The organism is Mesorhizobium ciceri biovar biserrulae (genome assembly GCF_001618845.1).
GTDB classification, from domain to species: domain Bacteria; phylum Pseudomonadota; class Alphaproteobacteria; order Rhizobiales; family Rhizobiaceae; genus Mesorhizobium; species Mesorhizobium ciceri.
Genome location: NZ_CP015064.1, coordinates 4,543,783 through 4,556,846 on the forward strand (window position 1 = coordinate 4,543,783; position 13,064 = coordinate 4,556,846).

A 13,064-nucleotide genomic window follows, 5' to 3' on the forward strand; every position below is an offset into this window, starting at 1 on the left:
GGGCCTTTTACAATAATGACAAATTTACAACGCACTTCTGTCAAACGCAACACAGGTTTTCTCTTATATCCTCTCAGTTTATCTGTTTTTTGTGGCTGATTTCACGCAAAAATGTAAATCCAGTCATACCCAACTACCCCCAAATGATTGACGCCTTGACACAGATCAGCAATTCCTCGGAGTGACCAATGACTGATTTTTACAACCTCGTCCCATCGGCGCCGGAAGGTCGCTTCGACGGTATCGAACGACCCTACTCGGCGGCGGATGTGAAGCGTCTGCGCGGTTCGGTGCAGATCCGCCAGAGCCTTGCCGAAATGGGCGCCAATCGGCTGTGGAAGCTCATCCACGAGGAGGACTTCGTCAACGCGCTCGGCGCCATGTCCGGCAATCAGGCGATGCAGCAGGTGCGCGCCGGGCTGAAAGCGATCTACCTGTCGGGCTGGCAGGTTGCCGCCGACGCCAACACGGCTGGCGCGATGTATCCGGATCAGTCGCTCTACCCGGCCAATGCGGCGCCTGAACTGGTCAAGCGCATCAACCGGACGCTGCAGCGCGCCGACCAGATCGAGACCTCCGAAGGCAATGGGCTTTCGGTCGAAACCTGGTTCGCGCCGATCGTTGCCGACGCCGAAGCCGGCTTCGGCGGGCCGCTCAACGCCTTCGAAATCATGAAAGCCTTCATCGAGGCGGGCGCCGCCGGCGTCCACTATGAGGACCAGTTGGCGTCGGAAAAGAAATGCGGCCATCTCGGCGGCAAGGTGCTGATCCCAACTGCGGCGCACATCCGCAACCTCAACGCCGCGCGCCTGGCGGCGGACGTGATGGGCACGCCGACCCTGGTCGTCGCGCGCACCGATGCGGAAGCCGCCAAGCTGCTCACCTCCGACATCGACGAGCGCGACCAGCCTTTCGTCGACCACGACGCCGGGCGCACGATTGAGGGTTTCTATCATGTCAGGAACGGCATCGAGCCCTGCATTGCCCGCGCCATCGCCTATGCGCCTTACGCGGATCTGATCTGGTGCGAGACCTCGAAGCCGGACCTGGCACAGGCCAGGAAATTCGCCGACGGCGTGCGCAAGCATCACCCCAACAAGCTGCTCGCCTACAATTGCTCGCCGTCGTTCAACTGGAAGAAGAACCTCGACGACGCGACGATTGCCAAGTTCCAGAAGGAGCTCGGCGCCATGGGCTACAAGTTCCAGTTCATCACGCTCGCCGGCTTTCACCAGCTCAACTACGGCATGTTCGAATTGGCGCGCGGCTACAAGGCGCGGCAGATGGCGGCCTATTCCGAGTTGCAGGAAGCGGAGTTCGCGGCCGAGGCCGATGGCTACACCGCGACCAAGCATCAGCGCGAGGTCGGCACCGGCTATTTCGACGCCGTGTCGATGGCGATCACCGGCGGCCAGTCGTCGACCACCGCCATGCATGAATCGACGGAGCACGCGCAGTTCAAACCGGCCGCCGAATAGCGAACAGAAAAACTCAGAGGAAACGCCCGACAGGGCTTGGGACACAAGGAGAAAACCAATGGCATCGATAAGCCGCGTCAAGGAACGCGCCGAGGAACAGTCGACGACGATGAGCGTCGACCAGCAGGCGACGATCCGCATGCTGGCCAACGACCTGCACCGCCTCAACCAGTCGGTTATGAAGGCGGTCGAGGCGGGCGTCTCGGTGGAACTCGTGCGCTCGGCACGACATCACGGCGGCGACGGCAACTGGGGCGATCTGCTGATCCCGGTGATCGTCACGCAGCAGAGCCACGGCTGACTGAAATTCATGCAACCGACCCTTCACCTGCGCAGCCCCTGCGCAGGTGAATTTTCTTTTTATGAAATGCACGTATGGACAGTCGAGTACAGTAGCGTTGCTTGAAATTCACTGTCCCGGCGATGATTTCGGGCACTTTTATTTCAACTTGACATAGGCTGCGATCTCACGCCAATTGCGCTCCGGATTCAACTCTGCATTGAAATAGGGGCGAGCTTCTTGGCTGACTTGTGTGCCCGGTGAATCGCGAAGGCGAGACTCCAAGACATCCGAATCTGGTGACCCGCGGCTCAACCGCCGAGGCGATCCGTGATCCGTCGCAGGTGCTTGTCGTCGGCAGGTCGCCAATCAATCGCGTGGTGATTTCAAAAATCGTCGAGCGATCCGGGCTCAAGCCGATTTCGGAATCTCCCGACACGGCGGCAAGGATCTTGCGGTCGCTCATTCCCGGCGCGGTTGTCCTTGACGGCGGCGCCGACAACAAGGACTGCGACAATCTGATGTCCAGCATCGACGCGTTGCGCCGCGCCTCGGGCAAATCGCTGCCACCGGTAATCCTGCTGTCAACCAAGAATGGCACCACGGAAAGCCTGGGCCTGTCTGGTGTCATCGACGTGGTGATCGCCAAGCCGATCACGCCCGAACGGTTGCAACCGGTGATCGATCGCCTGATCGGCCGCTGAGGCAATTGCGGGAAAGTGTGTAGCGGTTTTTCCGTCCGGAATCGAAACCAGGTAAGGCCGGGCGACCACGGATCGCCCGGCGATCAGGGATCGATGATGCTTTCGATCAGTCCGGGCAGTTGTCCGAGATCGGATATCTGGCGGAACCTCGATTCGGTTACCGGCGCTTCGACATGCTCCAGCACCCAGGTCAGTTCATGCGGCACATGAACACCCCAGCCGCCGGCCTCGATGGCCGGCACCACATCCGACTTCAGCGAGTTGCCGACCATCATGCTTTTCGCCGGACCATCGCCGTGGCGCTTGAAGAGCCTGCTATAGGTGGCAGCATTCTTGTCGCTGACGATCTCGACCGCGTCGAACAGATCGCCAAGGCCTGAGCCAGCCAGCTTGCGCTCCTGGTCGAAGAGGTCGCCCTTGGTGATCAGCACGAGGCGGAATGCGCCGGCAAGCTTTTCGACCGTCTCGCGGGCGTGCGGCAAGGCCTCGATCGGATGGCTCAGCATCTCGCGGCCGGCATCGAGAATCTCCGCTATGACCGAGCCCGGCACGCGGCCTTGCGTGACCTCGATCGCCGTCTCGATCATCGACAGGGTAAATCCCTTGATGCCGAAGCCATAGACAGCGAGGTTGCGCCTTTCGGCCTCCAGCAATCGTGCCGAGATGTGCTCCGCTTCGCCATGGTCGACGAGCATGGCGGCAAAGCGCTTTTCCGTCAGCCGGAAGAACTGCTCGTTCTGCCACAACGTGTCGTCGGCGTCGAAGCCGATCGTCGTCAGTTTGTCATTGCGCCGCATTGAACGCCTCGATTGGAATTGGGACGGCCGAAACTAAGCCGATTGGCGTGTTTTTCAACCGCACCGGGCAATGCCCGACGCGGCTCCCCTTCCCTTCCATAGGAGGGCACGGCTATACTCCACAATCCGCAACCCAATCTGGTGAATGATGCCGCCTGCAAAAAAGGAAGTCCGTCCGTCGAGCCGCGGAGGACGCGCCCGCACGCCTGCCTTCGTGAAAAACCAACGAGGCGTCAAGAACTGGAAGGAAGTCAGCGCCTGGCTGGAATGGCGCGGCATCGAGGACATCGAGTGCATCACGCCCGATCAGGCAGGCGTCGCGCGTGGCAAGATGATGCCATCGAAGAAATTCACCTCCAACACCTCGCTGGCGCTGCCGTCGGCAGTCTTCATGACGACGATATCCGGCGGCTACCCCGAGGATGGCAACGGCTTCCACTACCCCGAAGACGACGGCGACCTCAAACTGATGCCCGACCTGTCGACGCTGACGGTGGTGCCCTGGGAAGAAGACCCGACGGCAGCGGTCATCTGCGACCTCGTCCACCAGGACGGACGCTCGGTCGAGTTCACGCCGCGCAACGTGTTGAAGCGTGTGGTGGCCGCCTATGACAAGCTCGGCCTGAAGCCTGTGGTGGCGCCCGAGATCGAGTTCTACCTGGTGCGCAAGAATCCCGACCCGGACTATCCGCTGACCCCGCCGGTTGGCCGGTCGGGACGCGCGATCGGCGGCGGCGCCGGCTATTCGATCGCCGGCGTCAACGAATTCGACGAACTGATCGACGACATCTACCATTTCTCCGAAAGCCAGGGCCTGGAGATCGATACGCTGATCCACGAGGAAGGTGCCGGCCAGTTGGAGATCAATCTGCGCCATGGCGACCCGATCGAACTGGCCGACCAGGTGTTCATGTTCAAGCGCACCATTCGCGAGGCGGCGCTGAAGCACGAGATCTACGCCACCTTCATGGCCAAGCCGATCCAGGGGCAACCCGGCTCCGCCATGCACATCCATCAGTCGATCATCGACAAGAAGACCGGACAGAACATCTTTTCGGCCGCTGACGGCTCGGAAACCGACGATTTTTTCCACTTTATCGGCGGCATGCAGAAGCATGTGCCGAACGCGCTGGTGATGTTCGCGCCCTATGTCAATTCCTACCGCCGGCTGACACAGGCGGCGTCGGCGCCGGTCAACAACAAATGGGGCTATGACAACCGCACCACGGCGTTTCGCGTGCCGCGCTCGGATCCGGCGGCACGGCGCGTCGAAAACCGCATCCCGTCCTCCGATGCCAATCCCTATCTGGCGCTGGCGGCATCGCTTGCCTGCGGGCTGATCGGCATCACCAACAAGATCAAGGCCGAGCCCCCGGTCCTGACAACGGCCAATGCCGACGAGATCGACCTGCCGCGCGGCCTGCTCGAAGCCGTCGACCTGTTCGAGGGCGACGAGGAACTCTGCGCGCATCTGGGCAAGTCGTTCGCCGCGACCTATGCGGCGATCAAGCGCGCGGAATTCGAGACCTTCATGGAAGTGATCAGTCCGTGGGAGCGGGAGTATTTGTTGCTGAATGTGTAGGGGAGTAGGGGAGTAGGGCAGTAGGGCAGTAGGGCAGTAGGGCAGTAGGGCAAGGATGACGGCCAAGATTGAATCGTACAGGGATTTAATTGTCTGGCAGCAAGCTATGGATCTGGCGGTATCGATCTACGAAACAACCAGAGCTTGGCCAAGGGATGAGCTCTACGGCCTGACGACTCAGGTACGCCGTGCAGCCACCTCCGTTCCCGCCAACATTGCCGAAGGTTACGGGCGAGAAAGCCGAGCTTCCTATCAGCAATTTCTCAGGATCGCCCAGGGATCACTCAAGGAACTGGAGACCCATCTGCTGATCGCGCAACGCGTCGGAATCGCCTCGCACGAGACGATCAAATCATTGATGGCCCGCAGTGAGAGCGTCGGAACGCTCTTGCGGCTTCTGATCCGAAAACTGTCACCGGAATAGTCCTGCCCTACTGCCCTACTGCCCTACTGCCCTACTGCCCTACTGCCCTACTGCCCTACTGCCCTACTGCCCTACTGCCCTACTGCCCTATTCCCCTACTCCCCTACTCCCCTACTCCCCTACTCCCCTACTCCCCTGCGAGCATCATGCCCTACCAATCCCCGATCTCCCCCGGCCGTTCCTGGTATGAGGACACGGCCGGTCCGCGGCCTGAATACCCGGCGCTGGATGGCGACCGGACATGCGACGTCGTTGTCATCGGCGGCGGCTTTACCGGCCTGTCGGCGGCAGCGCATCTGGCCAAGGCGGGCGCCAATGTCGTTTTGATCGAGGCGTATCGCTTCGGTGATGGCGCCTCCGGGCGCAATGGTGGCCAACTTGGCACCGGCCAGCGCGCCTGGGCCGAAGACCTGGAGGCCGAGTACGGCTTGTCCCGCGCCAAGGCGCTGTTTGATCTTGCCGAAGAGGCGAAGGCGCATCTCCTCGAATTCACTGCCGCCAACCAGATCGATATCGACTATATGCCGGGCCAGCTCTCGGTGGCGCACAAGCCGCGCTATGTCGATGACTACAAGGCGCATGCCGAGATCATGGCGAGCCGTTTTTCCTACCCGCATATCTCGTTCATGGATGCCAGGGAGACGGCGGAGCGGCTGGGCTCGACCGCCTATTTCGGCGGCACGCGCGACACCGGCACAGGGCACATCCATCCGATGAAGCTGGTGATCGGCACGGCGCGGGTGGCAGCGCTTGCAGGCGCGCAGCTGTTCGAGGGGACTCAATCAACCGGCATCATGTCCAGTGGCGGCAAGGTCAAGGTTTCGACACCGAGAGGCACGGTGACGGCGCAGAAATGCCTGATCGCGGTCAACGCCTATGGCGGCACGCTCGAGCCGGTGAGTGCCGCGCACATCATGCCGATCGGTTCGTTCATCGGCGCGACGGTGCCTCTGGATACGCACTCGGACGTGCTGCCGGGCGGCGAGGCGGTCGACGATTCCCGCTTCGTCGTGCGCTATTTCCGCAAATCGAAGGACGGGCGGCTGCTGTTTGGCGGACGCGAGGTCTATGGCGTCAACGATCCCCGGGATATCCACATCCACATCCGCCGCCAGATCGCGGAACTCTATCCGGCGCTCGGGGATGTCGAGATCACGCATGGCTGGGGCGGCTATGTCGGCATCACCGTGCCGAGAAAGCCGTTCGTGCGCGAAGTGATGCCCAATGTCATCTCGGCCGGCGGCTATTCCGGCCACGGCGTCATGCTGTCGAACTACTTCGGTAAACTCTATGCCGAAACCGTTGCCGGCAACCGCGACCGGCTGAAGCTGATCGAGGATCTGAAAATCCCGCCTTTCCCTGGCGGCCGGCGTTTCCGTACGCCGCTGCTGTTCCTGGCGCTCAACTGGTTTGCGCTGCGCGACAGGATCTAGCCGGCCGGCCTGATGTAATATTGTAATATTTGTTGTAACATTTGTTGCCCGTGCGACGCATTGCGCAATTTCCCGCAAAGGCGCAGAATCCTCTATGTTGGCGTACTGATGCCACAATCGCAGGCGAAAGCTGCCGGTTCTGGGCGATTGTTCGGGGATTGTTGCGGGCCTGCCCGCGTTGTTTTTGGGACCGATGCGGATCAGACGCCGGACTTCCGGCACCGATCGAAAGAACGTCGGCCCGCTTATGGAGGTGGCAAGAGTGAGAGAGCCCTTCAGTTTCGGTACGCCGGAACGTCGGCGCTTTGCCATGCAGTTCGGATACGACATGCGGCCGTCCTTCTGGCAGGAAGTCCGTTCGAACTCGCATCTGGTGATCGCCGCGATCGGCACCGCCGCACTGCTTGGCGTCGCCGCCGTGGCGCTGTGGCTGGCGCTGCCGGCCAGCGACAGGCAAGCGGCAGCGAGCCCCGAACAGACCATTCCAACGGTTCCGGTGAAGACGACGAAAATAACCCCGGTTGGGGCCGCGGTCGCTGCGGCAGCCGTGCCGCAGGCGCGCAAGTCCGACGCAATTCCAACAACTGTGGCGGCCGCGCAAGACAACATTCCCGCACTCGCCGCCAATGACCCACGCTGGACCGGTTCCCAGCTGAAGGCCGCATCCGCGTCCGATTCGACTGCTCCCAGCCAGGTGGCGGACAAGGCACCCGACAAGCAAACGGCGGCATTCGCGCAGCCGGCAGCCGATACCAATGCCGCCACCGAACTTGCCAAGGTAGCCGCGCCCGGCGCAACCGCGGGCAACCATCCCGACGGCGCACAAACCGCCGCCATTCCCGAGGTGCAACCGCAAGTGCCGGCTCAAGAGCCAGCGGCAGAAGGTGATGACAGCCAGGCCAAGGCGAAGCCAAGGAAAGCCGCAGCCGCCGGAACAGGACGCATCCTGAGGGCCGTGACCATGCGAAGCGGCCCGAAGAAAAATGCCGCCGCCATCGGTACGGTGCCAGCCAAAACCTCGGTGCAGGTGATGAGCTGCAAGAAATGGTGCCAGATCACCTACAACGGCAAGACCGGCTGGATCTACAAGAGCTACATCAAGACCGGCGCCTGACGCCCGCCGCTCAACGACAGGTCCGTCTCCCTTTCCGATGCATGCCGTCGCTCCAAGATCGCTGTGCGCTTTTGGACGACATGCACCAGGCGTTCAGATGCAGCGGCCGCCGTCGACCTCCAGCGCCACGCCGGTGATGAAGGCGGCTTCGTCCGAAGCCAGCCAGAGTGCGGCGTTGGCGATGTCTAGCGGTGTCGAAAGCCGGCCGAGCGGGATCGATGCGCGGAACTTCTCGCGGATCTCGGGTGTGTCGGCGCCCATGAATTTCTCCAGCATGCCGGTCTCGCCGGCAACCGGGCAGAGGCAGTTGACGCGGATGTTCTTCGGCGCCAGTTCCACCGCCATCGATTTGGTGGCGGTGATCGCCCAGCCTTTCGACGCATTGTACCAGGTGAGGCCGGGGCGCGGCCGCAGACCCGCGGTGGAGGCCGTGGTCAGGATGACGCCGCCGCCCTGCCGCTCCATGATCGGCACCACGGCGAGTGCCGCGTGATAGATCGCCTTCATGTTGACGGCGGTTATCAGGTCGAAGGTCTCCTCGTCGACATTGAGCATGTCGCCGTTGCGATGGGTGTAGCCGGCATTGTTGACCATGATGTCGATGCGACCGAATGCGCTTTTGGCGGCATAGATCATCTCGTCGAATTCGGAGCGCAGCGAGACATCGGTCTGGGTCCAGATCGCCGCTTCGCCGATCTCGCCGGCGACGCGCTCAGCGCCCCTGGCGTTGAGATCGGCGACAACGACCCTGGCACCCTCCTGCGCAAAGCGCCTGGCGATGCCCTCGCCAAAACCGGACGCAGCACCGGTGATGACGGCAACCTTGTTTTCCAGACGCATGTTTTTCCCGCTCATGATTGATGACGATCAACCGGCGCGCCGATAGCGCACATCCGCGCGAACCCGTGGCTTCTGGCCGGATTGCTCGAAAGATGTGCGGCCATCGCCGATTTCTCCTTTGGCTTTCGCGTCGATCCCGCTCTATGCTGCAACTGCGAAGGCTTCCGGTGCCGCGCCTGTCGACAAGCCTCCGGGTCATCGGACTGTCAAGGGGCAGGCGCATACACCCAGATGTGACACCATGGCACTGGAAAATTTAAATCGATTAGATTATATCAGCCGCGTCACAGCGACCGGCGTCAGAGCGGACAGACCATGACCAGCCAGATCATCCCCGTCGATCCTTTCGACTTCATCATTTTCGGCGGCACCGGCGATCTGTCGGAGCGCAAGCTTCTGCCGTCGCTCTATTATCGCCAGCGCGACCATCAGTTTTCGGAGCCGACACGCATCATCGGCACCTCGCGCTCGAAGATGAGCGACGAAGAATTCCAGGCCTTCGCCAAGCAGGCGATCTCGGACCACGTCAAACCGGCCGACATCGACGCCAAGGAACTGAAGACCTTTCTGGCGCGGCTGTCCTACGTCTCCGCCGATGCGACGAGCGGCGCCGGCTTCGACAAGCTCAAGAAGGCGATCGGCGACAGCGACCGCATCCGCGCCTTCTACCTGGCGGTGGCGCCGGCGCTGTTCGGCGACATCTCGCACAAGCTGAAAGAGCACAATCTGATCACGCCGAACTCGCGCATCGTGCTGGAAAAGCCGATCGGCCGCGATCTCGATTCGGCACGCAAGCTCAACGACCTGGTCGGCGACGACTTCCACGAAAGCCAGATCTTCCGCATCGACCATTATCTCGGCAAGGAGACGGTGCAGAACCTGATGGCGCTGCGCTTTGCCAACGCGCTCTACGAACCGTTGTGGAATTCAGCCCATATCGACCATGTCCAGATCACCGTGGCCGAGACCGTCGGCCTGGAGGACCGCGTCACCTATTACGACAAGGCCGGCGCGTTGCGCGACATGGTGCAGAACCATATGCTGCAGCTCTTGTGCCTCGTCGCCATGGAAGCGCCGTCGTCGATGGATGCCGACGCCGTGCGCGACGAAAAGCTGAAGGTGCTGCGGGCACTGAAGCGCATCAACGGCAACGAAGCGCCGAAGCACACCGTGCGCGGGCAGTATCGCGCCGGGGCTTCGGCCGGCGGACCGGTGAAAGGCTATGTCGAGGAACTCGGCAAGGACAGCAACACCGAGACCTTCGTCGCCATCAAGGCCGAGATCGGCAATTGGCGCTGGTCGGGCGTTCCGTTTTATCTGCGTACCGGCAAACGGCTGGCGACGCGGGTTTCGGAAATCGTCATCGAATTCAAGCCGATCCCGCATTCGATCTTCGGCGACAGCGCCGGACCGATCTTCGCCAACCAGCTTGTCATCCGGCTGCAGCCGGACGAAGGCGTCAAGCAGTTCATCATGATCAAGGATCCGGGCCCGGGCGGCATGCGGCTGCGCCAGATTTCGCTCGACATGAGTTTCGCGCAGTCCTTCGACGGCCGCGCACCGGACGCCTATGAGCGGCTGATCATGGACGTCATCCGTGGCAACCAGACCCTGTTCATGCGCCGTGACGAAGTCGAGGCGGCGTGGAAATGGATCGACCCGATCCAGAATGCCTGGGAAAGTGCCAGGCAGGAGGCGCAGGGCTACACGGCGGGCACCTGGGGTCCATCGGCCTCGATAGCGCTGATCGAACGTGACGGGCGGACATGGCACGAGAGCAATTGAACAGCGCCGCCTACAGCTGGAACGGCTTCACCGGGCGCCAGGAACTGGCGGCGGCCCTGGCCGGCCATGTTGCAGGCAGACTGACCAAGGCGATCGCCGAGCGCGGCACGGGGTTGCTCGCCGTCTCCGGCGGCACCACGCCGGCAAAATTCTTCGCCGCCCTTTCAGCGATACCCATCGCCTGGGACAAGGTGATCGTGACGCTGGTCGACGAGCGTTTCGTGCCGGCCTCCTCGCCACGCTCCAATGCCGGGCTGGTGGCCGCCAATCTGTTGCAGAACGCGGCCAAGGCGGCTCGTTTCGTGCCGCTCTATCACGAAGCCACCAGCATCGAGGATGCGGCCTCGTCCGACGATGCAGCGCTCCGATCCTTGCCCTGGCCGCTCGATGTCGTCGTGCTCGGCATGGGGCCGGACGGCCACACCGCCTCGTTCTTTCCCGATGCCGCCGACCTGGCAACACTGCTCGACCCGTCTTCCGACAGGATCGTGCTGCCGGTTCATGCGGCAAGTGCGGGCGAGCCGCGGCTGACCCTGTCGCTGGCCCGCATCGTCGAAGCCGGCTTCATCGCGCTGCACATCGAGGGTGAGGACAAGCGTATCGCCTTCGACGGCGCGGTGGCGCCCGGGCCGCGAAAGCCAATCCGCGCCGTGCTCGACGCAGCGCAAAAGCCCGTAGAGGTTTTCTGGGCACCCTGATTCTCGATTTACACCGGTCCCGGCAAACGGCGGGAGGATGTTTCCGGGACCTCGCCTGAAAGGACCGACACCATGACCGCCAGACGCGACATCGAAGCCATTACCGAACGCATCCGCCAGCGCTCTAAGCCCGGCCGCGAGCGTTATCTCGGCCGCATCGCCGAGGCGTCGAACCGCACCGCCAACCGGGCCGTTTTGTCGTGCGGCAATCTCGCTCACGGCTTTGCGGTGTGCAGCCCCTCGGAAAAGCTCGCGCTGGGCGCCGACAAGGTGCCGAACCTCGGCATCATCACCTCCTATAACGACATGCTGTCGGCGCATCAGCCGTTCGAGAGCTTCCCCGCGCTGATCAAGGATGCAGCCCGCGAAGCCGGCGGCATCGCCCAGGTGGCAGGCGGCGTGCCGGCGATGTGCGACGGCGTCACCCAGGGCCAGCCCGGCATGGAGCTGTCGCTGTTTTCGCGCGATGTCATCGCCATGGCCGCCGCGATCGGCCTGTCGCACAACATGTTCGACGCCGCCGTCTATCTCGGCGTCTGTGACAAGATCGTGCCGGGGCTGGTGATCGCCGCCCTCACCTTCGGCCATCTGCCGGCGGTGTTCATTCCGGCCGGACCGATGACATCAGGCCTGCCCAATGACGAAAAGGCCAAGGTCCGCCAGCTCTACGCCGAGGGCAAGGCCGGACGCGCCGAACTGCTGGAGGCCGAGTCCAAATCTTACCATGGACCGGGCACCTGCACCTTCTACGGCACGGCGAATTCCAACCAGATGCTGATGGAGATCATGGGCCTGCACACGCCGGGCGCGTCCTTCGTCAATCCAGGCACGCCGCTGCGCGAGGCTTTGACCCGCGAGGCGACCAAGCGGGCGCTGGCGATTACCGCGCTTGGCAACGCCTATACGCCCGTCGGGCGGATGATCGACGAGCGCTCGATCGTCAACGGCGTCGTCGGCCTGCATGCCACCGGCGGCTCGACCAATCACACCATCCACCTGATCGCCATGGCGGCGGCGGCCGGCATCGCCATCACATGGCAGGATATTTCCGACCTGTCGGAAGCGGTGCCGCTGCTGGCGCGGGTCTATCCGAACGGCCTCGCCGACGTGAACCATTTCCACGCCGCCGGCGGGCTCGGCTTCCTGATCCGCGAACTGCTCGACGAAGGCATCCTGCATGAGGATGTGCAGACGGTGTGGGGCGAAGGCCTGCGGCCTTATGCGGTCGAGGCAAAGCTCGGCGCCGACGGAGGCGTGGTGCGCGAAGCCTCGCCGCGGACAAGCGGCGACGAGAAGGTGCTGGCGCCTTTCAACAAGGCGTTCCAGGCGACCGGCGGCCTAAAGGTGCTGTCAGGCAATCTCGGCCACGCCGTCATCAAGACTTCCGCGGTGAAGCCGGAGCGGCGTGTCATCGAGGCGCCGGCCAGGGTCTTCGACAGCCAGCAAGGGCTGAACGATGCGTTCAAGGCAGGCACGCTGACCGGCGATTTCATCGCCGTCATCCGCTTCCAGGGGCCGAAGGCCAACGGCATGCCGGAACTGCACAAGCTGACCACCGTGCTCGGCATCCTGCAGGATCGCGGCCAGCGCGTGGCGCTGGTCACCGACGGGCGCATGTCGGGCGCCTCCGGCAAGGTGCCGGCGGCGATCCATGTCACACCGGAAGCGGTCGAGGAGGGTCCTATCGCCAGGATCCACGAAGGCGACATCATCCGGCTCGACGCCGATGCCGGCACGCTGGAAGTGCTGGTGCCGGCCGGCGATTTCGCGCTGCGCCGGACGGCGGATGCCGACCTCATCGGCAACGAGTTCGGTTTCGGCCGCGAGCTGTTTGCCGGCTTCCGGCAATTGGTCGGCCGCGCCGATCATGGCGCCAGCGCCTTCGGCACGGCCTGACGGCAGTTCTGCGCAACCCATGAAAAGGGGCGG

General features: G+C 62.9%; 12 protein-coding genes. 10 read left to right on the forward strand and 2 right to left on the reverse strand.

Annotated features, from left to right (window positions below; genetic code table 11):
• The first annotated feature begins 188 nt into the window (after window positions 1–188).
• The 3 genes from aceA to A4R29_RS21345 all read left to right on the forward strand — a co-directional run bounded on the left by aceA (window position 189) and on the right by A4R29_RS21345 (window position 2,462).
• The gene (gene aceA, locus A4R29_RS21335) at window positions 189–1,478 is read left to right on the forward strand and encodes an isocitrate lyase (protein WP_027162283.1); all 1,290 of its coding nucleotides are present in this window, start codon (window positions 189–191) and stop codon (window positions 1,476–1,478) included.
• 58 nt (window positions 1,479–1,536) lie between these two features.
• Window positions 1,537–1,779, forward strand: a complete 243-nt coding sequence (locus A4R29_RS21340) for an SMc00767 family acetate metabolism repressor (RefSeq protein ID WP_006202762.1) — start codon at window positions 1,537–1,539, stop codon at window positions 1,777–1,779.
• A 278-nt stretch (window positions 1,780–2,057) separates the two neighbouring features.
• On the forward strand, window positions 2,058–2,462 hold the full coding sequence (locus A4R29_RS21345; RefSeq protein ID WP_244506851.1) for an ANTAR domain-containing protein: 405 nt from the start codon (window positions 2,058–2,060) through the stop codon (window positions 2,460–2,462).
• 83 nt (window positions 2,463–2,545) lie between these two features.
• On the opposite strand, the gene A4R29_RS21350 is transcribed toward A4R29_RS21345, so the two are convergent.
• Window positions 2,546–3,259 carry an HAD family hydrolase gene (locus A4R29_RS21350; protein ID WP_013530243.1) on the reverse strand — a complete coding sequence of 238 codons (714 nt, stop codon included), beginning with the start codon at window positions 3,257–3,259 and terminating at the stop codon, window positions 2,546–2,548.
• A 145-nt stretch (window positions 3,260–3,404) separates the two neighbouring features.
• On the opposite strand from A4R29_RS21350, the gene A4R29_RS21355 reads away from it, so the two are divergent.
• From A4R29_RS21355 to A4R29_RS21370, 4 genes are all read left to right on the forward strand, one after another.
• Window positions 3,405–4,841: a glutamine synthetase family protein gene (locus tag A4R29_RS21355; RefSeq protein ID WP_027035719.1), complete on the forward strand. Its 1,437-nt coding sequence runs from the start codon at window positions 3,405–3,407 to the stop codon at window positions 4,839–4,841.
• Between the two features lie 55 nt (window positions 4,842–4,896).
• Window positions 4,897–5,265 carry a four helix bundle protein gene (locus A4R29_RS21360; protein WP_063172828.1) on the forward strand — a complete coding sequence of 123 codons (369 nt, stop codon included), beginning with the start codon at window positions 4,897–4,899 and terminating at the stop codon, window positions 5,263–5,265.
• A gap of 146 nt (window positions 5,266–5,411) precedes the next feature.
• Window positions 5,412–6,698, forward strand: coding sequence for an NAD(P)/FAD-dependent oxidoreductase (locus A4R29_RS21365; protein WP_063172829.1), 1,287 nt, complete (start codon window positions 5,412–5,414; stop codon window positions 6,696–6,698).
• Between the two features lie 262 nt (window positions 6,699–6,960).
• A complete protein-coding gene (locus A4R29_RS21370) occupies window positions 6,961–7,812 on the forward strand; it encodes an SH3 domain-containing protein (protein ID WP_063173772.1) in 852 nt (283 codons plus the stop codon).
• A gap of 93 nt (window positions 7,813–7,905) precedes the next feature.
• Here the strand turns inward: A4R29_RS21370 and A4R29_RS21375 are convergent, their stop codons facing one another.
• Window positions 7,906–8,652: an SDR family oxidoreductase gene (locus A4R29_RS21375; protein WP_027162287.1), complete on the reverse strand. Its 747-nt coding sequence runs from the start codon at window positions 8,650–8,652 to the stop codon at window positions 7,906–7,908.
• Window positions 8,653–8,967: 315 nt separating this feature from the next.
• On the opposite strand from A4R29_RS21375, the gene zwf reads away from it, so the two are divergent.
• The 3 genes from zwf to edd all read left to right on the forward strand — a co-directional run bounded on the left by zwf (window position 8,968) and on the right by edd (window position 13,031).
• Window positions 8,968–10,437 (forward strand): glucose-6-phosphate dehydrogenase, encoded by a 1,470-nt coding sequence (gene zwf / locus A4R29_RS21380; protein WP_013530236.1) that lies wholly within the window; start codon window positions 8,968–8,970, stop codon window positions 10,435–10,437.
• The gene (gene pgl / locus A4R29_RS21385) at window positions 10,419–11,135 is read left to right on the forward strand and encodes a 6-phosphogluconolactonase (RefSeq protein WP_013530235.1); all 717 of its coding nucleotides are present in this window, start codon (window positions 10,419–10,421) and stop codon (window positions 11,133–11,135) included. Before zwf ends, pgl begins: the two co-directional genes overlap by 19 nt.
• A 72-nt stretch (window positions 11,136–11,207) precedes the next feature.
• On the forward strand, window positions 11,208–13,031 hold the full coding sequence (gene edd, locus A4R29_RS21390; RefSeq protein WP_013530234.1) for a phosphogluconate dehydratase: 1,824 nt from the start codon (window positions 11,208–11,210) through the stop codon (window positions 13,029–13,031).
• The last annotated feature ends 33 nt before the right edge of the window (window positions 13,032–13,064 follow it).

Excerpts from the sequence above, each read along its gene's own strand:
- aceA (WP_027162283.1), top strand. The coding sequence starts at position 189 with ATGACTGATTTTTACAACCTCGTCCCATCGGCGCCGGAAGGTCGCTTC.
- A4R29_RS21340 (WP_006202762.1), top strand. The coding sequence starts at position 1,537 with ATGGCATCGATAAGCCGCGTCAAGGAACGCGCCGAGGAACAGTCGACG.
- A4R29_RS21350 (WP_013530243.1), bottom strand. The coding sequence starts at position 3,259 with ATGCGGCGCAATGACAAACTGACGACGATCGGCTTCGACGCCGACGAC.
- A4R29_RS21355 (WP_027035719.1), top strand. The coding sequence starts at position 3,405 with ATGATGCCGCCTGCAAAAAAGGAAGTCCGTCCGTCGAGCCGCGGAGGA.
- A4R29_RS21360 (WP_063172828.1), top strand. The coding sequence starts at position 4,897 with ATGACGGCCAAGATTGAATCGTACAGGGATTTAATTGTCTGGCAGCAA.
- A4R29_RS21365 (WP_063172829.1), top strand. The coding sequence starts at position 5,412 with ATGCCCTACCAATCCCCGATCTCCCCCGGCCGTTCCTGGTATGAGGAC.
- A4R29_RS21375 (WP_027162287.1), bottom strand. The coding sequence starts at position 8,652 with ATGCGTCTGGAAAACAAGGTTGCCGTCATCACCGGTGCTGCGTCCGGT.
- zwf (WP_013530236.1), top strand. The coding sequence starts at position 8,968 with ATGACCAGCCAGATCATCCCCGTCGATCCTTTCGACTTCATCATTTTC.
- pgl (WP_013530235.1), top strand. The coding sequence starts at position 10,419 with ATGGCACGAGAGCAATTGAACAGCGCCGCCTACAGCTGGAACGGCTTC.
- edd (WP_013530234.1), top strand. The coding sequence starts at position 11,208 with ATGACCGCCAGACGCGACATCGAAGCCATTACCGAACGCATCCGCCAG.